At 68.6% G+C, this 20,614-nt stretch carries 18 protein-coding genes and 1 pseudogene; 10 read left to right on the plus strand and 9 right to left on the minus strand.

The window, feature by feature from the left end:
- Positions 1 to 540: 540 nt before the first annotated feature.
- Positions 541 to 2,349: an adenylyl cyclase gene (locus tag OHT01_RS01850; protein ID WP_328551310.1), complete on the plus strand. Its 1,809-nt coding sequence runs from the start codon at positions 541 to 543 to the stop codon at positions 2,347 to 2,349.
- A gap of 323 nt (positions 2,350 to 2,672) precedes the next feature.
- Here the strand turns inward: OHT01_RS01850 and OHT01_RS01855 are convergent, their stop codons facing one another.
- Entirely contained in the window at positions 2,673 to 3,413 is a 741-nt protein-coding gene (locus OHT01_RS01855) for a class I SAM-dependent DNA methyltransferase (RefSeq protein ID WP_328551311.1), read from the minus strand.
- A gap of 313 nt (positions 3,414 to 3,726) precedes the next feature.
- On the opposite strand from OHT01_RS01855, the gene OHT01_RS01860 reads away from it, so the two are divergent.
- The 4 genes from OHT01_RS01860 (at position 3,727) to OHT01_RS01875 (ending at position 6,971) form a co-directional block, all read left to right on the plus strand.
- Positions 3,727 to 4,035: a hypothetical protein gene (locus OHT01_RS01860; protein WP_328551312.1), complete on the plus strand. Its 309-nt coding sequence runs from the start codon at positions 3,727 to 3,729 to the stop codon at positions 4,033 to 4,035.
- Positions 4,036 to 4,394: 359 nt separating this feature from the next.
- A complete protein-coding gene (locus OHT01_RS01865) occupies positions 4,395 to 4,862 on the plus strand; it encodes a hypothetical protein (RefSeq protein WP_328551313.1) in 468 nt (155 codons plus the stop codon).
- Between the two features lie 245 nt (positions 4,863 to 5,107).
- Positions 5,108 to 6,172 carry a rod shape-determining protein gene (locus tag OHT01_RS01870; RefSeq protein ID WP_328551314.1) on the plus strand — a complete coding sequence of 355 codons (1,065 nt, stop codon included), beginning with the start codon at positions 5,108 to 5,110 and terminating at the stop codon, positions 6,170 to 6,172.
- 103 nt (positions 6,173 to 6,275) lie between these two features.
- Positions 6,276 to 6,971, plus strand: coding sequence for a hypothetical protein (locus OHT01_RS01875; RefSeq protein WP_328551315.1), 696 nt, complete (start codon positions 6,276 to 6,278; stop codon positions 6,969 to 6,971).
- Positions 6,972 to 7,086: 115 nt separating this feature from the next.
- Here the strand turns inward: OHT01_RS01875 and OHT01_RS40140 are convergent.
- Positions 7,087 to 7,533, minus strand: a pseudogene (locus tag OHT01_RS40140) (IS982 family transposase); the annotation flags it as partial.
- 69 nt (positions 7,534 to 7,602) lie between these two features.
- On the opposite strand from OHT01_RS40140, the gene OHT01_RS01880 reads away from it, so the two are divergent.
- Positions 7,603 to 7,992, plus strand: a complete 390-nt coding sequence (locus OHT01_RS01880; RefSeq protein ID WP_328557998.1) for a hypothetical protein — start codon at positions 7,603 to 7,605, stop codon at positions 7,990 to 7,992.
- A gap of 154 nt (positions 7,993 to 8,146) precedes the next feature.
- Here OHT01_RS01880 and OHT01_RS01885 read toward each other — a convergent pair whose 3' ends face one another.
- Positions 8,147 to 8,545 (minus strand): YunG family protein, encoded by a 399-nt coding sequence (locus OHT01_RS01885; protein ID WP_328551316.1) that lies wholly within the window; start codon positions 8,543 to 8,545, stop codon positions 8,147 to 8,149.
- A gap of 638 nt (positions 8,546 to 9,183) precedes the next feature.
- The gene (locus OHT01_RS01890) at positions 9,184 to 9,567 is read right to left on the minus strand and encodes a winged helix-turn-helix transcriptional regulator (protein WP_328551317.1); all 384 of its coding nucleotides are present in this window, start codon (positions 9,565 to 9,567) and stop codon (positions 9,184 to 9,186) included.
- Between the two features lie 87 nt (positions 9,568 to 9,654).
- Here OHT01_RS01890 and OHT01_RS01895 point away from each other — a divergent pair, with 87 nt between their 5' ends.
- Positions 9,655 to 10,638 carry a zinc-dependent alcohol dehydrogenase family protein gene (locus tag OHT01_RS01895; protein ID WP_328551318.1) on the plus strand — a complete coding sequence of 328 codons (984 nt, stop codon included), beginning with the start codon at positions 9,655 to 9,657 and terminating at the stop codon, positions 10,636 to 10,638.
- Between the two features lie 316 nt (positions 10,639 to 10,954).
- Here OHT01_RS01895 and OHT01_RS01900 read toward each other — a convergent pair whose 3' ends face one another.
- On the minus strand, positions 10,955 to 11,593 hold the full coding sequence (locus tag OHT01_RS01900) for a TetR/AcrR family transcriptional regulator (RefSeq protein ID WP_328551319.1): 639 nt from the start codon (positions 11,591 to 11,593) through the stop codon (positions 10,955 to 10,957).
- A gap of 94 nt (positions 11,594 to 11,687) precedes the next feature.
- Between OHT01_RS01900 and OHT01_RS01905 the strand changes: the two genes are divergently transcribed.
- On the plus strand, positions 11,688 to 12,650 hold the full coding sequence (locus OHT01_RS01905; protein WP_328551320.1) for a zinc-dependent alcohol dehydrogenase family protein: 963 nt from the start codon (positions 11,688 to 11,690) through the stop codon (positions 12,648 to 12,650).
- 480 nt (positions 12,651 to 13,130) lie between these two features.
- Here OHT01_RS01905 and OHT01_RS01910 read toward each other — a convergent pair whose 3' ends face one another.
- Positions 13,131 to 13,490 (minus strand): ester cyclase, encoded by a 360-nt coding sequence (locus OHT01_RS01910; RefSeq protein ID WP_328551321.1) that lies wholly within the window; start codon positions 13,488 to 13,490, stop codon positions 13,131 to 13,133.
- A gap of 307 nt (positions 13,491 to 13,797) precedes the next feature.
- Here OHT01_RS01910 and OHT01_RS01915 point away from each other — a divergent pair, with 307 nt between their 5' ends.
- Together OHT01_RS01915 and OHT01_RS01920 are read left to right on the plus strand one after the other, a co-directional pair.
- Entirely contained in the window at positions 13,798 to 14,406 is a 609-nt protein-coding gene (locus OHT01_RS01915) for a nucleotidyltransferase domain-containing protein (protein WP_328551322.1), read from the plus strand.
- Positions 14,407 to 15,068: 662 nt separating this feature from the next.
- Entirely contained in the window at positions 15,069 to 15,650 is a 582-nt protein-coding gene (locus OHT01_RS01920; protein ID WP_328551323.1) for a hypothetical protein, read from the plus strand.
- 168 nt (positions 15,651 to 15,818) lie between these two features.
- Here the strand turns inward: OHT01_RS01920 and OHT01_RS01925 are convergent, their stop codons facing one another.
- The 3 genes from OHT01_RS01925 to OHT01_RS01935 all read right to left on the minus strand — a co-directional run bounded on the left by OHT01_RS01925 (position 15,819) and on the right by OHT01_RS01935 (position 20,593).
- Positions 15,819 to 17,981 (minus strand): 3-hydroxyacyl-CoA dehydrogenase NAD-binding domain-containing protein, encoded by a 2,163-nt coding sequence (locus OHT01_RS01925; protein WP_328551324.1) that lies wholly within the window; start codon positions 17,979 to 17,981, stop codon positions 15,819 to 15,821.
- 47 nt (positions 17,982 to 18,028) lie between these two features.
- Positions 18,029 to 19,237: an acetyl-CoA C-acetyltransferase gene (locus OHT01_RS01930; protein ID WP_328551325.1), complete on the minus strand. Its 1,209-nt coding sequence runs from the start codon at positions 19,235 to 19,237 to the stop codon at positions 18,029 to 18,031.
- Positions 19,238 to 19,429: 192 nt separating this feature from the next.
- Positions 19,430 to 20,593 carry an acyl-CoA dehydrogenase family protein gene (locus OHT01_RS01935; RefSeq protein ID WP_328551326.1) on the minus strand — a complete coding sequence of 388 codons (1,164 nt, stop codon included), beginning with the start codon at positions 20,591 to 20,593 and terminating at the stop codon, positions 19,430 to 19,432.
- Between the last annotated feature and the right edge of the window lie 21 nt (positions 20,594 to 20,614).

Here is a 20,614-nt window from a genome sequence, read left to right on the forward strand (position 1 = left end):
GGACCTCACCGACCGCGTCCAGGCCTCCCGCATCACCGTTTCGACGGCCCCGCAACGGGGCGCCCGTCTTCCGGAGCCGGCATGACCCCATCCCCGCCGAAGGCACGGCCCGGGGGTGGTGTCATCGGCTCCGGAGGCATCGACAGACCGCCGATCAGAGGGCTGACCACCGGCCTCTCCGCGGGCTGGGTCCTCCACCGAGCGCGAACCGGACGCAGTGACGCTCATCAGCACCGCCCCCGTCCTCGCCGAACGTGCCCGTCCACCGTGCTGCACCGGCGCAGGACCGGCGTGCCCTGGGGTCCCGATCCCCACCCGCGACAGCACCGCGGCGCGGTCCGTCGGTCCCGTCCCCGCACACGGAAGCGGACTCACGCGCTCCTCGCAGCCCCACACGACACCTGACGATCCCTCAAATCCCCTTTGATGCAGGCTCATTGACGCTCCCCACCCACGGTGATTCACTTCGTGGCTGAGAGCGCTCTCAGAGATCGGGGGCCACTTGACGGTCCCGTCCATTCACCCTATGCAGGGAGAGCCGTGTCCAAGATTCCCTCTCGTCGTAGTGTGCTGCGCGGGGCGGCCGCTACATCGGTGCCGCTGATCAGCGGCGTCGGCTCAGGACCGGCGTTCGCGTCGACAGCCGCCGACTCGCACCGGCCCGGCGGCGCCCGCACCACGCTCGGCCCGAACGTCCTGGTCTTCGATCGGTCCATGAGCGACGCGTCGATTCAGGCCAAGGTCGACGCCGTGTTCGCCATCCAGGAGTCCAACCAGTTCGGCGACGAGCGCTTCGCCCTGGCCTTCCTGCCGGGGACCTACACCGTCGACATCAACGTCGGTTTCTACACCCACGTCCTGGGTCTGGGCGCGAGCCCCTCCGACGTGGTGATCAACGGTCATGTCACCGTCGACGCGCAGTGGTTGGACGGCAACGGCACCCAGAACTTCTGGCGGGCCGCGGAGAACCTGACGATCGTGCCGCCGGACGGACTGGAGCGCTGGGCGGTCGCCCAGGCCGCTCCGATGCGCCGTGTCCACATCAAGGGCAACATGACCCTGTGGCCGAGTCCGCCCGGCAACCGGTGGTCCAGCGGCGGCTTCCTCGCCGACAGCGTGGTGGACGGACAGGTCGAGTCCGGCTCCCAGCAGCAGTGGCTCTCGCGCAACGACACCTTCGGCAGTTGGAACGGCTCCAACTGGAACATGGTGTTCGTCGGCACCGAGGGCGCCCCCGCGCAGTCCTTCCCGACCCCGCCGCACACCACCGTCGACCGCACACCCGTGATCCGGGAGAAGCCCTTCCTCACCGTGGACCGCCACGGCTCCTACCAGGTGTTCGTGCCCGCGCTGCGCACCAACAGCACCGGCACGACCTGGGCGAACGGGCCGTCCAAGGGACGCAACATCCCGCTGTCGCGGTTCCATGTGGCCGAGCCGGGCGACTCGGCCGCGAAGATCAACCGGGCCCTGTCGGCCGGCAAGCACCTCCTGTTCACTCCGGGCATCTACGACATCTCCGCGCCCCTGCGGGTGAACCGGCCCGGCACCGTGGTCCTCGGCCTGGGCCTGACCACCCTGCGCTCCACGCACGGCAACACCGTGATCGAGGTCGCCGACGTCCCCGGCGTCACCCTCGCCGGTCTCCTCTTCGAGGCGGCCTCCCGCCACACCCCGGTCCTCCTGAGGGTCGGCGACGGCTGCGGTCGGCGCCGGCACAGCACCGACCCGACCGTACTGTTCGACATCGTCGCCCGGATCGGCGGCGCACTGGCCGGCGGCGCCGGCGTCAGCGTCCAGATCGACAGCAACGACGTGGTCCTCGACCACCTCTGGCTCTGGCGCGCCGACCACGGCCTCGACGGCACCGTGGGCTGGACGATCAACCCCGCCGACAGCGGCATCGTGGTGAACGGCGACCATGTCACCGCGTACGGACTGTTCGTCGAGCACTACCAGAAGTACGAGGTGCTCTGGCAGGGCGAGCACGGCCGCACCTACTTCTTCCAGAACGAGCACCCCTACGACGTGCCCACCCAGACGGCATGGCGGCACGGCTCCACCCTCGGCTACGCCGCCTACAAAGTCGGCGACCACGTGCGCGACCACCACGCCTGGGGCCTGGGCAGCTACTGCTTCTTCAACCTCAACGCGGACATCTACACCGACTCCGCGTACGAGGTCCCCGACACCCCCGGCGTCGTCTTCACCGACCTGATGACGGTCTGCCTCAACGGAACCGGTGGCGGCGGCATCCTGCACGCCATCGACAAGGCCGGCGATCCGGTCCAGAACGGCTTCGCCACGTACTTCATGAAGTCGTACTCGAACGGCGTCGACATCGCCTGACGTCCGCGCACGCGACGGCGGCGGGCCCCTGCCGGACGCCCGGTCGGCCGTGAGCGGGTGGGCGATGGGAGTGGGCGTGGGTGGCGCGGCGGCCGGGAGACCGCCACGCCACCCACGAGCCCTTCAGCCCCGGGAACTACCCGGAATTCCAGGGAAGTTGACAGCCCACCCCTATCCAGACGGACCATGGCCCCGACTCCCGACTCCCGACTCCGGAGCAGGCCGACCGATGGACCTGGCTGGTCATCGCCGCCTCCACCCATCAACTCCCGGCAGGAGTTTCACGACAGGCACGGTCTACGTCGACGGCCTGGTGGCCGACGTCAGATCGGCTTGCGCCAGACCGAGATGTGCTTCGCGGAGTCCTGAATGAACGGCGCCCCGTCCCAGTTCGACACGCGACGTTCCAGCTCAAGCCCGGCGATCCGTGCCATCAGGTCGAGCTCTGCCGGCCAGGCGTAACGGTGCCGGGAGTTGCCGCGGCGGTAGTGGCTGTCGTCGCCGTCGCGGGTGAAGTGGTGCGAGACGAGAACCTGCTCGACGAGGTCGAAGGTGTCGAAGCCGAGGTGCCGCTCGGAGACGTCGAAAGGCACCGCGACCTGGCCGGGCGGCAGGAACCGCAGCGGCGGCACACCCAGCTCGATGACGAATCGGCCGCCGGGCTCCAGATGACGTGCGGCGTTGCGGAAGCACTCGACCTGCTCGTCCTGCGTGAGCAGGTTCGTGATCGTGTTGTAGACGAGATAGACCAGGGTGAACTCGCCGGGAACGACGGTGGTGGCCATGTCCCCGATGACGACCGGGAGCGTGTCCTCGTCGATCTTGCGCCGCAGCACCGCTGCCATGTGCTCGGACAGCTCGATGCCCACTACCGGCACGCCGCGTTCTCGCAGCGGGACGCCCACGCGTCCGGTTCCGATGGCGAACTCCAGTGCCCGGCCGTCTCCGGCCAGCTCTGCGAGGAAGGCCAGAGTCGGTCCGAGAACGGCGGACGAGGACATCTCGTTCTCCCCGGCGTCGTAGCGGTCGGCGGTCGCACGGTTCCACAGCTCACTGCTCGTCACGGGCGGCCACTTTGCCGGGTATCGAGGGGCACTGTCGACGCATTTACCTTCCACCGGCTCCGATCACACGGTTGAGGGCGGACCGGTGCAGACTTTTCAGAACACCGCCCGGCTCGGGGCGCACGGTCACGGCAGCGGTGCGGTCGTATGCGGTCGTTCTCCCCGATGCAGCCTTCACCGCCCACAGTTCGTCGTCGACTTCCGATGCCTTCGGCTGAGCGACCCAGCACCCCCGGATCGCCAGCCTCGGAGTGATCCAACCACCTTGAAGATCATTTCGTTAGGAACTCCAAGAGAAGCAGAGAGGCAAGCCGTGACTCCTGACAAGGCCTCTGTCTGGTCGTTGAAAATCGGCGAGCAGGTCATCGGGTTGTTTTCCGATCCACAAGGTGACCAGCCTTGGATACTTTGCCGCTTCACGCCTGCTGCAGGCTGGGAGTCCGTGCGTCATCTATTCGAAGTGCAAGAAGAGGCGAGACGCGCGGGATTCCCTCAAGACAAGGTGTGGGCCATCAAGGAGGTCCGAGAACTCGGATTGGAGCTACACCCCACCAACGGCGGAGAGATGATCAGGCCCATTTTCATCTACATTCAGGATGAGACAGCTCGGTTCCGCTTCTGACCTCGATCGTTCATGAGTCCTCGTCGGTGTGCTGACGGGGACTCCATGTTCGCGAGGCACGGTCCTTTCACCCCCGCGGACGACGTCGAAGGCGACCTTGCCGTCGCGGACTGCCCCCAACTGGACCGACCCGCTCGCTCAGTGAGCCTTTTTCAGAGTGGCGACTGATCGGGTGACGCCGGCGGCGTGCGCAGCGTACGAGGCTCCCGTGCCGTTGGGGGAGGTGTTTGACGCCTCAACGCACCGGCACAGGCCTGGCCCCGACGCGTGACCAGCTTGGGAACCTGCCCGCCCGAACGCGCGTTCAGTAGCATCGCGTCGCCTGGATGACGTTCCCGCCTGACGAATCGAGTGAGCTCATGAGTGACGACGTCCTCTCCGTCATTCCGACCGACCCGCACTGGCAGCCCGAGCAGGCCGCGGCTGACCGTACTACGTCGATCGTGGAGGACCTGGCCCCCGGGCTCCCGGACGGCATCGACGTCGAGATCGAGGTCACCTGGCACGACACACTCACCGTTGTCGACTGCGGCCAGAATCTGCAGAAAATCGGTTGTCCCCACTGCGGCGCGTCGATCGACGCCGAGTGGTGGGGCGACCTACTCGAAGCCCACTGCCACGACGGCTTCGCAACCCTCGCCGTGGTGGTCCCCTGCTGCGGCACCGCGAGCTCGCTGGACGCACTGGACTACGACTGGCCCTGTGGCTTCGCTCGATTCGAGATTGCCATCTGGAACCCCGCGCGCGCCTGGTTCAGCAACGAGGAACTGACCGCCATCGGGGACGCACTCGGACATCCAGTGCGGCAGATCAGGGCCCATATCTGACAGGTCTCAGCCCGCAAGGCCCGACATCGCCAGTTCAAGTTCAGTGGTGCCGTGACCACGAACGTTCACGGTGAGTGTCGATCCGGGGTACCGGGCCCTGGGGGGACTTGCTCCTCCGAACACCTCTCTGTCGCTGACGCACACCGCCCCCACGGCCGCACCGCTCGCTGCCCCAGGCAGGTGCGACTGACGGTACGTCGTCAATCACCTAATATCGCCGCACAGGACAACGGTGCGGGGGCGGCGTGCTCTGGTGGGTTCTGGACGAGATACGGGTGCGAGTGACGGGGCGCAACGCCCGGTTCTCGCAGGTGGTGTTGGAGCTGGCCTGGAATCCGAGCCCGGGGGCGGACGCGTCGCTCGCGGCGCAGATGCTGGCGGTCGGTGTGGCCAAGAGGTCGCAGTTGTGGGCGCCGATCGGGTCGGTGGTTCTCGTGGCGCCGGGAGCCGGTGCGCACCCGGGGGTGGAGCCGGCCGTGGACACGGTCCGGGAGCTGTGGCCGGGGGCGGAAGTCAGGGTGGTGGACGAGTCGGTGGCGGCCTTGGCCGGTGCGGGCCCCGATCCGGAGCCGGCCGCGTGTGTCGTGGTGCACCAGGACGCGGTACGCACCTCGGTCGCTGTCGTCGCCGGGCGTGAGGTCGTCGTCGGCGGTCTGGTGACCGGCGGCACACGAGGTATGGCTGAGGCGGTGGTCGGGCATCTGCGGAGTGAGGGCCGGCTCGACGTCGGTCTGGAGATGGCGTGGTCCGCCGTCGTTCATGGCGGTGCGTTCGCGCCGTCGCCGACGGTGTCCGGCCCCGTGCCCGTCCACGGGACGCCGGTCGCCGAGGACGGCCCCCTCCCCCGGCAGTCCGCCCAGGTCACTTTGTCGCCGACGGAGCTGCGCGCCGTAGTGACCCCTGCCTATCAGCCGGTGGCGACTCTCGTGGCGCAGGTCCTGCGTGACGCGCCGCCGGAGACCGCCCGGCAGGCGACCGACGGCGGGCTGCTGCTGACCGGCCCGCACCCGCCCGGAGCGGAGGACCACCTGACGGATCTCACCGGGCTGCCCAGCCGCCGGGTTGCCGAGGAGAAGGCCGGATTCGACCATCCCCAGGTACTCCTCTACGGGGTGGCCCGTCTGCTCGCCGAGAAGCCGTCGCCCCCTGTCGTCACCCAGGACCGCACCGAACGGTTCGGCCAACTCGACGGAGATCAGCCCCGATTCTCCTCGGTCACGGGCCACGACACCGACCCACCCGGACAGTTCCTGCTCCTGGAGATGCTCAGCCAGTGGCCGCCGCGTAATCCGCGTGCCGGCGATCAGTAGACCCTGCGCGGGGAGGCCGGGGCCGACGCCTGCGGGACCTCCGCGGCCCGACCACCACACCCGATGGTGGTCCTCACACCGGAGCAGACCTGGGGAGGGACCTGTGAGCACTACCGGGCGAAAATGGGCTGTGCGGCTGTCGTGGGCGGCACTCGCGGTGCCGGCGAGCACGGCGCTGACAGCGATTGCGTTCGGCCTTGTCCACGGTGCGTCGCTGACGCCCGTCGGATGGCGGAACACGATGGTCCTAGGCTTCGGCGGGCTCGTCCTGGTCGGGGGGCTGGGCGGGCTGGCGTTCGTCCTCTACGACTTGCGGGAGGAGAGCAGCGGGGTACGGGAGACCGCGGTGGCCGTCTGCGTCGCTGTGAGCATGTTCGTGGGCTGGATCGCCCTGGAGAACCAGGTGTTGCACGAGCGTGGCCGACCCGTCCGGGCGGTCGTGACGGCCCTGAAGCCCAGCCCCGGCGTGTACGACGCCGGAACGGAGGCGCTCCTGGCGGACACCTCCCACCACCGGCCGCTCGGCGCCATCGGCGCGGGGAACCTCGCTGTCGGCGACCATCTCACCGTAACCGTCGATCCCCGGGGCAGGTACGGCGTCAGCGCCGGCCCGCCGCCCGCCGCTGCCGAATGGCTCTGGCAGCTGACCGCCCTGATCGCTGCGATTCAGGCCCTGCTCATGGTCTCCATCGGTTTCAGCGCGGCCCGGGAACGAGAGTCCGGGCTGCACCGGGGCAGGCGAGCCGAGTCGGCTGACGGCCCGCAACCACACGGCCCGGTCGGCGACGTAGGGACGTAGCACTGGCCGTGTCCCGTCTCGGAGGACCCGGCCGGCTGCCGGGTTGCCGCGCCAGTGGTCGGCGGGTTCGGGGCAGGACAGGCAGCGCGAGGCCCAGTTGCGGACCTGGCCGAGAGTGGCTCCTCATCGCCCAACGGCCCGCCGCAGCGCAAGGACCTGGGCGGTCTCGGACGGTCTCGCGGGAGCGGCCGCATTCCAGCAGGGTGGAGTCCACGACCCATACGTCGTCGCTTCACACCGAGGTGGTCGTGGCCAGGATCCGGTTGACGCTTCGCGCCAGACCGGCGGCCTTGCGCAACCGCTTGTTGTAGCCGGGCTGCAGGGGCAGGGGCAGGTAGGGGACGAGGTGGCGCAGTGGGCACGGGCACGGCGGAGCGATTCGGCCTCGGAGGTGTAGCCGCGTATGGCCTGCATCGTGGCGAGGGTGACCAGTTCGGCGTCGCTCGGGCGGGGCGCAATGCCGACCGGCGGGCGCCCACAGCGCCAGGTCAGGATGCTCCTCCAGTACCTCGTCGGTCGTTCCATAGAGTGCGGTCGCGAGGGTGTCCACGTCGTTCGTCACAAAACGATCTTGGACACCCTCGTTCTCGTCTCCGCAGGCATCCTTGGACCACACCACCAGGAGGAACCAGTGTCATACCCGCACCTGCTCACCCCCGAGGCGAAGCTCGCCGACGCGAAGAAGCTGTTGAGCCTCCCGCGAATCGTCGCGATCTGCGGCTCCACCCGCTTCATGACCGAGATGACCGAGGCCGATCTACGGGAGACCAAAGCCGGAAGGATTGTCGTCAAACCGGGCTGTGACATGAAGTCGCCCCACGAACTCTGGTCCGATCCTGTCGAGGCCGCGGCGCTGAAGGTTCGACTCGACGATCTGCACCGGGCGAAGATCCGGCTCGCTGACGAAGTGCTCGTAGTCGGCGACTACATCGGAGACAGCACCCGAGCCGAAATCGCCTACGCCCGGTCGCTGGGCAAGCCCGTGCGGTTCACGCACCCCGAAGTCGACCCTGCCGCCTGACCGTCTCGCGGGGGAAGGACCCTGTCCACGCCACTGCCGGTTCATCTGTCGATGTCGACAGCAGGTGTCGTCGACCGAGTCGACGCCCCGGAGCCAACGGGCAACGGCGTGTCGCGCGGGTCTGCCGGAAATGCCGGACGGATTCGACCCTCCATCAGACGGGCTCCGGAAGATGGCCGAGGTGCTTGATGATGCGCTCACGCAGAAGGAGGTACTCCTCCCAGCGGCGTGGCAGAGGGCCCGGCGGGCGCTCGACGACCCGGGTGGCGGCGACGGTCTGCCCGAGCTGGAACTGCTCGCGCGTCAGGTCGAGTTCAACACCGCTGGACAGCCGGTTCCACCAGTGGAAGCCGTGCTGAAACCCGTCAAGGTGCACCTCACCGACTATGAGATCACCGCCGAAGACGTCGTTGACGACCAAGGCCGTGATGTCACAGTGGCCCCAGGCCGGATTGCCGGGCTGCCAGTCGGCCTGGTCATCGGGCGAACAGGTGTCGGCGGCCCAACTGGCGCGCAGGGCTCGGTCGAGATCGAGCAGGTTCCAAGGGCTCATGCCGCCAGCATCGCAGCCACCACTGACATCGCAGATGGCACAGGAGCCGCAGGACCGACAGAGGTCCGAACTCGCACGAGCCGCCGAACAGGCGACAAATAGCCATACCGGACAGGGGGATTGACTGTCCGTCAGCAACGACTTGAGTTGTCCGCTCACCCGGATGCCCACCGTCCGTGGACAAGTGAAGTACGAAGGTGCCGCCTGCGGTTGTCGCCAGGTCGGGCCCCAGGGCAGCGGCCGGTGTCCAGGCGCCGGGGCTGCCGACACCGCGGGCCAGCAGTTCGGTGACGGCGGCGGTGACGTCGGCCGTGAAGTCCATGCCGTCGCCGGCGCGGAGCCATCCCTCGTGCCGGGTGCCGTCCGCCCACTCCACCACGGCGTGCCCCCATGAGTGCCTGCGCGGACGGGGTGCAGCCTTGGTCGCGACCGCGATGCACCGCACCCTTCCGACGAACAGGAAACCGCTCAAGGCTCACGGCCTTGTCATCCCGCAGGCGACGAACGTGAAGCGCCCCTGACGGGTTCGCGGAGGCCATGGCCGGGGGCCGCCTGGCCGGCTTCGCGGAGCGCCTACAACTTGCCCCGGCCAGGCAACTGCCGCCGCCTGGCGTTCCGTTCGTCCCCCATCGCCAGGATCACCCCGCCGTGCGGGCCTGAGCAGAGGCAGCGGCTTCCGCCGCCTCCTGGAAGTCGAGGATGGCCCCGCCGTAGTCCCTCGCCCAGTTGGTCAGGACCTCGATGGGCTCGACGAGGGTCCGGCCGAGTTCGGTGAGGCTGTACTCGACTCGCCGTGGCGCTTCGGCATGGCGTTCGACCAGACCGTACTGCTGGAGCCGGCGCAGCGTCTGGGTGAGGACCTTGCGCGAGATGCCGCCGATGAGGTCGACGAGCTCACCGTGCCTGCGAGGCTGACGGCTGAGCCCGAAGAGCACGAGCACGGCCCATTTGTCGGCGATGATCTCGACCGCCAGGCGCGTGGGGCAGTCGGCGAGGAAGGCTGGTCCAGCCACGTTCTGCATGAAAATCGAAGGTACCAGGAGGTAACCCGCGGCTCCGTAACGTCTTTCGCGAGCAACGAAACCAGCACCGGAAGCGGAGGAGTCACCATGCCACGAGTCGTCGTGTTCGATGAGTTCGGCGGGCCGGATGTCATGCACGTCGTCGAGGAGCCGGTCGTCGAGCCCAACGCCGGCGAGGTACGGGTCAGGATCGAAGCGTTCGCCGTCAACCCGCTCGATCAGATGATGCGTTCGGGTACCTCGCCCGCAACCGTCCCGCTGCCACACGCTCGCCTCGGCGTCGAAGGTACCGGCGTCGTCGACGCGCTGGGCCCCGAGATCACCGGGCTGAGGATCGGCGATCCGGTCATTCTCACGGCCGTTCCGGACGCGAGCGCCAGGGGCAGCTACGCCGAATACACCACGGTCCCCGCGAGCCAGGTCGTCGCCCGGCCGGCCGGGCTCGGAATCACGGAGGCGGCGGCGGTCTGGGTCGCGTACTCCACCGCCTACGGGGCGCTCGTGGAGAAGGCGAGGATACGGCCCGGCGACCACGTCCTCATCACCGCCGCGTCCGGCGGCGTCGGCCGGGCGGCAACACAGATCGCCAATCAGATCGGCGCCGTGCCCATCGCCATCACTCGGCACACGGCGAGGAAGGACGACCTGCTCGCCGCCGGCGCCGCCGCGGTCATCGCCACCGACCACATGGACGTCGTCGAAGCCGTCCGCCACCACACCGGCGGGACCGGCGCCGACATCATCCTCGACGTCGTCATGGGCCCCGGCCAACAGGATCTCCTGAAGGCGGCCCGCCCAGGCGGAACACTGGTCGCCGCGGGCTTCTTGGACCCTCGGCCCACGCCCTTCCCGAGTGGCCCGCCCCTCACGATATTCAGCTACCGAAGCTTCGAGCACACCCTCGACGGCGTCGTGGTGAAACGCATGGCGGCCTTCCTCAACGCCGGTGTACGTCTCGGTGCACTTCGGCCCGCCATCGACAAGGTGTTCGCCCTCGACGACGTCGTCGAGGCACACCACCACCTCGCGAAGGGGCTACACGCCGGGAAGAAGATCGTCGTCACGGTCTAGGAACGGGCGAAGGAGCCGCCATTCGCCACTAAGGAAGTCGGGGAGCCCGCCGGTCAAACCAAGTAGTAACAGGCGGATGTGCTGTTAAGTGGGCTTGTCCGGGTGGTTGTTCATCTGCTGCACCACGGCGGACACCGACAGGTGGGTTGGTGCGTGCCCGGCGGTGGCTCTGCCGTCCGCTGCCCAGCGGAGCAGGACCGGGAACACTCCTGCTTCGGCCTGCCGGTGGGGCTGAGCGGACGACACGCTCACCAAGCCCGGTCCGCCGCAGGTCGCGAAGAACACCGTAGAGACTCTGCCCCAGCGAATCCGGCGCTTACCGCGACAGACCGTGGGGTGGTACGGATGCCAGTCGTGCCGCTGGTGGCAGTGGCGCGTGCTGAGGACAGGCTTCGAACGCTTGGATCACCAGCCCTGAAAAGCGTCGGGAGGCCATGACCTGGCCGGCGGTCGATGTGGCGTGGATCCCCTTGTTGGCCATGAGTACGAGAATCAGGTCGTCCAGGACGAAGTCGGACCGCAGGTGCCCCGCTTCCTTGGCTCGCTGGGCCAGTTCGGCGACAGCTTTCACCGTGTACTCGCGGCCGGCGGCGACATCCTTCACCTCCGGGTAGGCCGACAGGAAGGCTTCGGTGAAGCCCCGATCGCGTGCGTGCAGCTCACAGATCCTCTCGATCACCAGGCACAGGCCACGCCACGGATCAGGATCGGCGCACCCCTCGTCGACAATGGCGCGACACGCGTTCAGCTGGTCGGCGAAGGCCTCGGCGACCAGCGTCTGCTTGGTCGGGAAGTGACGGTACAAGGTGGCAGGTCCCACCCCGGCACGCCGCGCGACCTCCCGCATCGGCACGTCCAGGCCGTCGGTGGAGAACAGTGCTCGGGCCGCGTCGAGGATGCGTTCGCGATTGTCCAGCGCGTCGGAGCGCAACGTATGAGGCAAACGGTCGGTCACCACTCTCACTTTACCTAAACGGACGGGGGCGTCCGTTAGCGTCCGAAACGTAGAAGCTCTGGCGCTTGAGCTGTCCCGGAACCTGGAGACCACGTTGAAGGCAATCTCGATCCAGACGTTCGGAAGTCCTGACGGTCTGGCTGTTGTCGACCTGCCGGTACCCGCGCCTGCTGCCGGGCAGGTGCTGGTAGCCACCGAGGCGGTGGGCGTCGGTGGTGTCGACACCCTGATCCGAAGCGGGGCTCTGGCCGCCTACGGCTTCGAGGAGGGCCACATCCCGGGTAGCGAGGTGGCGGGCACCGTGACCGCGGTCGGTGACGGCGTCGACGCGTCGTGGATCGGCCTGCGGGTGTGGGCCTTCACCGGCACCGGCGGAGGCTACGTCGAACAGGCCGTCGTGCCCGTCGAGCAGGTTCTTCCCCTGCCCGGCAGCCTGTCCGCCGCTGCCGCGGTAACGCTCGGCAGTTCCGGTGCGGTGGCCCACTTCGGGCTTCGCCACGCCCATTTCGCTCCCGGGGAGACGGTCTTGGTGCGTGGCGCGGCCGGCAGCATCGGGATCATGGCAGTGCAGCTCGCGGCTCGCGGCGGTGCCGCCGCGGTGGCGGTCACGACATCGTCGTCCGAGCGCGGCGAGCGGCTGCGCCGTCTCGGCGCGACCCACGTGCTGGACCGTTCCGGTGACGGAGGGGAAGCGGCTCCCGCGGGCTATGACGTCATCATCGATGTTGTGGCGGGTGAGGACATGCCGTCGTTCTTCGACAGGCTCAACCCGAACGGCCGCATGGTGGCCGTGGGCGCTGTCGCAGGTCAGCCGCCCACGGACTTCGGGACGAAGATCATGACGGCGTTCCAGAAGTCGATGTCCTTCGCCGCTTTCAGCGCAGCCACCGTACCCCCGGCCGACCTGAGTGCCGTACGCGGCAAGCAGTTCGACGCAGCCGCCCGTGGCGAGATCGAACCAGTGGTGCATGCACTGCTGCCGCTGGACGAAGCGGTGCTGGCGCATCAGAAGATGGACGCCGGTGAGGTCTTCGGCAGGATCGTGCTGACACCGTAGTCCGCACTCTCTTCTCTGCTCCGGCCGCCCCTCCTTGCTTTCAGTACCGCTGCCAGGTGCCGTCCTTCTCCGTCAGAACCACGACGGACGCGGGACCCGTCCAGGGGCTGCCTGTGCCCGATCAACGTCACGTCTGCCACCAGGTTCTAGCGGATCGAGGTCCGGATCACGTGAACCACATCGCGCTGTCGGCCTTCGTGCCAGGTCGCTCCATCCGCCGCAACCGCCCAGGGCCACCGCCTTGGGAACCACTTCACTCGGCGGCGTGATCCTCGTACGCGACGTCGACCGCCCAACCATTGGACAGATCGCGGCGCAGGACCCCTTCATCCTCAACTACGTCGCGGAATTCACCATCACGACGATCGCTCCCGGGCGAGAGGACCCCGACTTGAATCCCGTGCCGAGAACGGACCGCCGACGTTCGCCAGCCCCATCTCCTGTCCCCCGCACCGTTCTCATGGAGGCTGAACGCTGAACTCAACGTCCGGGCCGGCTGAGTGAAGACAGGCCCCACAACTCGACGATGCGGCCGTCCCGTACCCGGAAGATCTCCATCATCGAAGGGAGTGCCTGTTCCTCAACGCCTGCCGGGATGCCGTGCAGACTTGTGCGGACTGCGGCCTTGTCCGCATCCACGAGCATGTCCTCCACGATGACCTGGATATCCGGGAACATGACGTGGAGCCCGCTCCACGCCTTCACAACGCTGTCGACGCCGACGGTACCCAACGGATGGCTCACGAAGTCGGCCGCGAAGATGGTCTTTGCCGCGGCAAGGTCCCGCGCGTTGAATGCTCCATACATGCGCTTGGCGAGTGCTCGTACGTCGTCTGTCATCTCACGCTTCCTGTCCAGGACACGGGCGTGGATCAGCTTATGAGGTGAGCGGAGCGGACCTGCTCCGGATGCCGGCCCCGGCGAAGACAGCAAAGGACTTCGGCTCGCCCCACCCGAACTCGAACGGGCCGCCCTCACCACGCACACCGAGATCGTCCCGCCCGCGCGAGCAGACCCCAGGTCCCCTGACCCGCGCTCCCCAGCCGCCCACCGAGTCAGGACGGGGGGGAATTACGTGACGTTCGGGGGGAAATTGGCGGCTCTGACCGCGGTTCCGTGAATGATCCTGCAGCAGTAGCCTCGCGGAGTGACACGCACCGAGACGCCGTGGGGCTTCTGGGAGCCGGCGGCCCTGGCCGATGTAGCGACGTTGTTCTCGTCGGTCGAGGTCCCCTGGTGGGTTGCCGGGGGTTACGCCATCGAGCTCGCGGTCGGCTACTCGTTCCGCGATCACAGCGATGTCGATGTCCTGTTGCTCCGGCGAGACCAACAGGTCGTGCAGCAGCTCCTGCCCGCCTGGGAGTGGTGGGCGGCGGACCCGCCTGGGACGCTCAGGCCGTGGCAACCCGGAGAAACCTTGTCCTCCGCCGTCCACGACATCTGGTGCCGTCCCGGCCCGTCGGAGCCCTGGCGGATCCAGATCATGCTCGATGAGGCGGAGGGCCAGGACTGGATTTCCAGGCGATGCGCCCAGGTCCGGCGCCCCATCGACCTGTTGGGCAGGAACTCGCCCGAAGGCGTGCCCTACTTGGCGCCCGAGGTGCAGCTCTTCTACAAGGCCCACCAGCCCCGGCCGAAGGACCAAGAAGACTTCCGGGCTGCACTTCCAGCCCTCGATGCCAGCCAGCGACAATGGCTGGCAACCGCCATCATCCAGGCGTACGGAGATCGTCCCTGGTGCGCGAAACTTCAGTGAGTGGCGAGGCGGGATCCACTGGAGTTCGCTTCACGGAATCGCGGGCAGAGCCCAATTGACTGCCGTCGACAGCGCGCCCGCCGCGGCTCGTCAAGCGCATCTAAAACAGCCACGCTCGGACCAACGACCGCTCAAGCCGAAAGTCACGTGATCAACAGCTTCTGCTAGGACCTCTATGTCGAAGGCGCCCTTCACGGCCACCTCACTCGGCGAGACCTTCGACAACGAGATTCACGGGCGGCAGCCACCGTTGCCTCAGAATCACCCGGTCAAGCCCAAGCCCCTGCACCCGGGCGGCAATCGGCCGAAGTTCCCAACTCACGCTCCGCGGCGCTGCCGAGGCTCCAAACGGGTCCGTCGCCGCCCGGTCAGCCAACGTGACAGCGCCCACCAGGACGCTTCCGCTGCTACGGAACTCAGGCCCATGCACGTCGAGGAAACCTGGACACCGCTCTCCAGGCCCGACCTCGACGCACACAATCCATCCACAGATGCTTAAGCTTCGGCAGTCTGGCCAACCGCTCGTCGAATCCCACTCACCACAAGCTAGGAAACCGGTGTCTCACCGCACGTACGCCCGCACCCTTGGAACACTCCTGTTCGCCGCCGCTCTTACCGCCTGCAGCAGCTCCGCGCCTTCCCCCGAAGGCGCGTCTCCGGCCGTGCAGAGCCCTTCTGGCTCCAGTGTTGCCAGCGCTTCTGCCGCCGCCTCCCCCAGCCCCGAGGCGCAGTTCCTGGGAAAGAAGGAACTGGCCTCGGCGCTGCTGTCCCTGTCCGAGATGCCTGCCGGCTGGTCCGTCGACACCAGCGGTGGCTCCAGCACGAACAAGACCTTCTGCGACTACAAGCAGCCCCACCAGGCGAAGGTCACGGTGTCCGGCAACTTCCAGAAGGGTGCAGGCGTCGACGGCTCCGTCGCAGCCGTGGGCTTGCGCCAGTACGCGAGCGTCGACGACGCCGCCGACGCGTTCGATGCGATGGAGCAGGCTCTGAAAACCTGCCACAAGGAGACGTACAAGGGTTCCGTCCTCAACTACTCGGCCATGAGTGTCGAAAAGCTCGGTGACCGTTCCCTCGGCGTACGCATCGAAAGCAGCGGCTACACCGTCCTGCAGCAGTTCACACTCGACGGTCCCACCCTCATCAACGCCGGCACCGGCGGAATGGCCGGCGTCGACGCCGACACGACCGCGCTCCTGCTCCGCAAGCAGGTCGAACGATACGAGGCCGCAGCCGCACGCTGACCCCCCGAGGACCATCCCTACGGCTCCCTGGATCGTCTGCGCAACTGGGGTGCCCCGTCGTCGCCTCCCGGGGCACCCCAGTACTCGCCCCGCTCATACCTCGCGGGTGCGCTCGGACTCGCGCTTGAGATCCGCCTGGTCCCCAGCCGGGTTCCGGCGAGCGTGCGATCAGGCGTAAATCTCACCGCGTTCGGCGCGCTCCACCAGCGACGTGGGCGGCAGGAACCGGTCGCCGTAGAGTGCGGCGAGTTCCCGTGTCCTGGTGACGAAACCGGGCAGCCCCCCGTCGTACTGGTTGGCGTACTGAAGGACGCCGCCGGTCCAGGCGGGGAAGCCGATGCCCTGGATCGAGCCCACATTGGCGTCGGCCACGCTCGCGAGCACGCCCTGGTCGAGGCAGTCGACGGCGTCGAGGGTCTCGGCGAACAGCATCCTTTCCTGCAGGTCCTTGATCGGCAGGACGCGCCGTCCGGAGCCGTACCGGTCGCGGACTCCCGGCCAGATGGCGAGCCGCCTGCCCGACTCGTCGTAGTCGTACCACCCGGCGCGCTCGCGTCGCCCGATGCGCCCCTGCTCCACCATCCAGTCGACGACCGCCTCCGAGGGGTGCGCCGTCCAGGGCCTGCCCTCGGCCTCCTCGGCGGCTCGGGTCTCGATGCGGATCCGCTGGGTCAGTGACAGCGTCAGCTCGTCCAGCAGTTGCAGGGCGCCCGCGGGATAGCCGGCCTGGAGCGCGGCCTGCTCGACGCTGGCGGGCTCGACGCCCTCCCCGACGGCGGCGACGGCCTCGGCGATGAACCGCCCGATCACCCGCGAGGTGAAGAAGCCGCGCGAGTCGCTGACGACGATGGGGGTCTTGCCGATCTGGAGGACGTAGTCGAAGACCTTGGCCAGCGTCTCGTCGCTGGTCCGCTCGCCGCGGACGATCTCGACCAGGGGCATCTTGTCGACGGGGCTGAAGAAGTGGATGCCGATGAAGTCGTGCTCACGCTCGATGCCCTTGGCCAGCAGGGTGATCGGCAGGGTGGAGGTGTTGGACCCGAGCACCGCGTCGGGTCGCACGACCTGCTGGATCTCCTGGAAGACCCGCTGCTTGAGCGGCGCCGACTCGAAGACCGCCTCGATGACGAAGTCCACGGCGGCGAAGTCGGTGGCGTCGGCCGTCGTGCGGATCCGCCCCAGCAGGGCGTCGGACTTCTCCTGGGTCGTCCGGCCGGCCGCCAGCGCCTTCGCCTCCAGGCGGCGGGCGTAGTCCTTGCCGGCCTCGGCGGCCTGCGGGGTGACGTCCTTGAGGACGACGTCGGCACCGGCCCCGGCGCTCACGTGGGCGATGCCCGCGCCCATCATGCCCGCGCCGATGACCCCGACCTTGCGTGCGGTGAAGCGCTCGAAGCCTTCCGGCCTGCTCGCGCCCGCGTTGATGCGCTGGAGGTCGAAGAAGAAGGCCTTGATCATGTTCTTGGTGACCTGGCCGCTGAGCAGGCTGACCAGGTAGCGGGTCTCGATCAGCGAGGCTGTGTCGAAGTCGACGTGGGCGCCCTCGACGGCGGCCGCCAGAGCCGCTCGCGGCGCGGGCGTCGGCGCTCCCCGGGTCTGCTTGCGCAGCAGGCCCGACAGGGCGGGCAGGGTCGCGGCGACACCTGGGCTGTGCACGTCACCTCCCGGCAGGCGAAAACCCTTGGCGTCCCAGGGCTGTTCCGCGTCGGGGTGCTCGGCGATCCAGGCCCGCGCCCGGGCCTCCGCCTCCTGGCTGTCCGCGACGAGTTCGTCGACGAGGCCGAGGTCCAGGGCCGCCCGCGCGGTGAACTTCCTCGCCGGCAGGATCACCTCCGACAGCGCCTTGTGCAGGCCGAGCAGGCGCACGGTGCGGGTGATGCCGCCGCCTCCCGGAAGCAGCCCCAGGCCGACCTCGGGCAGGCCGAAGCGGCTCGCGGGCAGGTCGGCGGCGATCCTGTGGTGGGCGCAGAGGGCGACTTCGAGTCCGCCGCCCAGCGCCGTACCGCCGAGGACCGCGACGACGGGCCGGCCGAGCCGCTCCAGTCGGCGCATCCATGCCTTCATCCGGTTGATGTAGTCCGTCTCCTCGGCCGCCTTGTCGGCGCTGCCGGCCCGCAGCCGGTTCAGGTCGCCGCCCGCGAAGAAGGTCTTCTTGGCGGAGACGAGCAGCACACCGGCGACGGCCTCGCGCTCGGCCTCCAGCCGTGGGACGCATTCCTCCAGGCCGGTCATGAAGGCGTCGTTCATGGTGTTGACCGACGAGTGGGGGTCGTCGAGGGTGAGCGTGACGATTCCGTCTGCGTCGCGTGCGTAGCTCATGGCGGATGCGGTCATCACGAGGGCTCCTCTTCGGTACGGGGGGTGGGTGCGGGTCTCGGGTCTCAGAGGCGTTCGATCACGGTGGCGATGCCCATGCCCGCGCCGACGCACAGCGTCACCAGACCCCGGCGGCCTCCGGTGCGCTCCAACTCGTCGAGCACGGTGCCGAGGATCATGGCCCCGGTGGCGCCCAGAGGGTGGCCCATCGCGATGGCGCCGCCGTTGACGTTCACCTTCTCGTCGGGCACCTTCAGGTCGCGCTGCCACTTCATGACGACCGCGGCGAAGGCCTCGTTCAGCTCGAACAGGTCGATGTCGTCGATCTCCAGGCCCGCGTTCGCGAGGACCTTCCTGGTCGCGGGCGTCGGCCCGGTGAGCATGATGGTCGGCTCCGCGCCGGTGACGGCGGTCGCGACGATGCGGGCACGCGGCACGAGACCCAGCCGCTCGCCGGTCTCCCGCCTGCCGATCAAGGTGAGCGCTGCGCCGTCGACGATGCCGGAACTGTTGCCGGCGTGATGGACGTGGTCGATCCGCTCCACATGGTGGTACTTCTGCAGGGCGACCGCGTCGAAGCCGGCCTGCGCGCCGACGTCGGCGAAGGAGGCGGGCAGAGCGGCGAGGCTCTCCCCCGTGGTGCCGGGCCGGCGGTGCTCGTCGTGGTCGAGCACCAGGACGCCGTTCATGTCACGGACGGGCACGATCGACCTGCCGAAGCGGCCCTCGCGCCAGGCGGCCTCCGCCCGTTGCTGCGAGCGGGCGGCGAAGGCGTCGACGTCCTCGCGGGTGAAGCCCTCCATGGTCGCGATCAGGTCGGCGCCGATGCCCTGGGGCACGAAGTAGCCGTCGTACGCGGTGGTGGGGTCCTGCGCGTAGGCACCGCCGTCCGAGCCGATCGGGACCCGCGACATCGATTCGACGCCGCCCGCGAGCACGAGGCTCTCGTAGCCGGAGGCGACCTTCTGCGCGGCGAGGTTCACCGCTTCCAGGCCCGACGCGCAGAAGCGGTTGACCTGGACGCCGGCCACCGTATGGGGCAACTGTGCGACCAGGGCGGCGGTGCGGGCGACGTCACCGCCCTGCTCCCCCACCGGCGACACGACACCCAGCACGATGTCGTCGATGCGGTCCGGGTCGAGGGTGGGGTTGCGTTCCTGGATCGCGTGGATCAGACCCACGACGAGGTCGACGGGTTTGGTGCCGTGGAGTGCGCCACCGCGGTTCTTGCCCCGCGGCGTTCGTACGGCGTCGTAGATGTAGGCGTCGGACACGACGCCCCCCTTTCCTGGGACGGGACATGGTGCGGAAGGCTCGGGCACTCGGGTGACCGGCAGGCTGAACCCGCCGGAGCACCCGGGCCGCCGGGTGCTCGGCCGCCGGCGTACTCGGCCGCCTGCGTGCTCGACGATGTGGTGCTGCGCGACGCCCGAACGAGCGCCCGAGCACGGGCCCGAACAGGGGCTCTACAGACCCAGATCGCGGCCGACGATCTCTTTCATGATCTCGGTGGTGCCGCCGTAGATGGTGGTGATGCGTGAGTCGAGATAGTCCTGGGCGATGCGGTATTCGCGCATGTAGCCGTAGGCGCCGTGCAGTTGCAGGCAGCGTCCGACGATGGCGACGTAGTTCTCGGTGGCCCAGAACTTCGCGGACGCGGCGTCCACCGCGCTCAGTTCGCGACGGGAGTGCCGGGCGAGCAGGTCGTCCAGGTAGGCGCGGCCCACCCGGGCGGTGGTGACCATCTCGGCCAGTTCGAAGCGGGTGTTCTGGAAGGTGCCGATCGGCCGTCCGAACGCCGTGCGCTCCTTGACGTACTCCAGGGTGCGTTCGAGCACTCCCTCGACGGAGGCCACGGCGTTGGCGGCGATCGAGATCCGCTCCTGGGGCAGGTTGCGCATGAGGGCCTTGAAGCCCGCCCCTTCCTCGCCGAGCAGGTTACGGGCGGGCACGCGGACGTCCTGGAAGAACAGTTCGCTGGTGTCCTGGGCGTGCAGGCCGATCTTCTCCAGGTTGCGCCCGCGCGAGAAGCCTTGCCGGTCCGCCTCCACGACCAGGAGGCTGATCCCGTCGTGACGGTCCTCGCCGGTGCGGACCGCGGTGACGACGAGGTCGGCGTTCTGGCCGTTGGAGATGAAGACCTTGCTGCCGCTGACCACGTAGTCGTCGCCGTCCCGGACGGCGGTGGTGGTGATGCCGGCCAGGTCGCTGCCGGTTCCGGGTTCGGTCATCGCCACGGCGACGACCAGGTCCCCGGCCGCGATGCCGGGCAGCCAGCGGGCCTTCTGCTCGTCGTCCGTGAGGTCGGTGAAGTAGGGCACGACGATGTCGTTGGAGAGGGTCACCCCGGCGAGTGCGTCCGCGGCGGGGTGGCGTGAGAACTCCTCACCGATCACGGCGTTGAAGCGGTAGTCGTCGACCCCGCCGCCGCCGTACTCCTCGGGGATGTTGAAGCCGAGGATGCCGGCCCGGGCGGCCTCCGTGAACAGCGCCCGGTCGGCCCTGCCCGCGGCCCGCCACCGCTCGGCGTGCGGGGCGGCGTGTTTGTCGGCGAAGGCACGGGCCGTCTTGCGCAGGAGTTCGTGCTCGTCCTCGTAGAGCGACCGTTCGGTGGAGATCACATGGGCCATCGGGCGTCCTGTTCCGGATCG

Origin of the sequence: Streptomyces sp. NBC_00358, from assembly GCF_036099295.1 — a bacterium.
In the GTDB taxonomy this organism is placed as follows: domain Bacteria; phylum Actinomycetota; class Actinomycetes; order Streptomycetales; family Streptomycetaceae; genus Streptomyces.

Bases quoted from the DNA above. Each gene is read 5' to 3' on its own strand.
- OHT01_RS01865 (WP_328551313.1), top strand. From the start codon at position 4,395: ATGAGTGACGACGTCCTCTCCGTCATTCCGACCGACCCGCACTGGCAG.
- OHT01_RS01935 (WP_328551326.1), bottom strand. From the start codon at position 20,593: ATGGCCCATGTGATCTCCACCGAACGGTCGCTCTACGAGGACGAGCAC.
- OHT01_RS01890 (WP_328551317.1), bottom strand. From the start codon at position 9,567: ATGCAGAACGTGGCTGGACCAGCCTTCCTCGCCGACTGCCCCACGCGC.
- OHT01_RS01895 (WP_328551318.1), top strand. From the start codon at position 9,655: ATGCCACGAGTCGTCGTGTTCGATGAGTTCGGCGGGCCGGATGTCATG.
- OHT01_RS01925 (WP_328551324.1), bottom strand. From the start codon at position 17,981: ATGACCGCATCCGCCATGAGCTACGCACGCGACGCAGACGGAATCGTC.
- OHT01_RS01910 (WP_328551321.1), bottom strand. From the start codon at position 13,490: ATGACAGACGACGTACGAGCACTCGCCAAGCGCATGTATGGAGCATTC.
- OHT01_RS01885 (WP_328551316.1), bottom strand. From the start codon at position 8,545: ATGAGCCCTTGGAACCTGCTCGATCTCGACCGAGCCCTGCGCGCCAGT.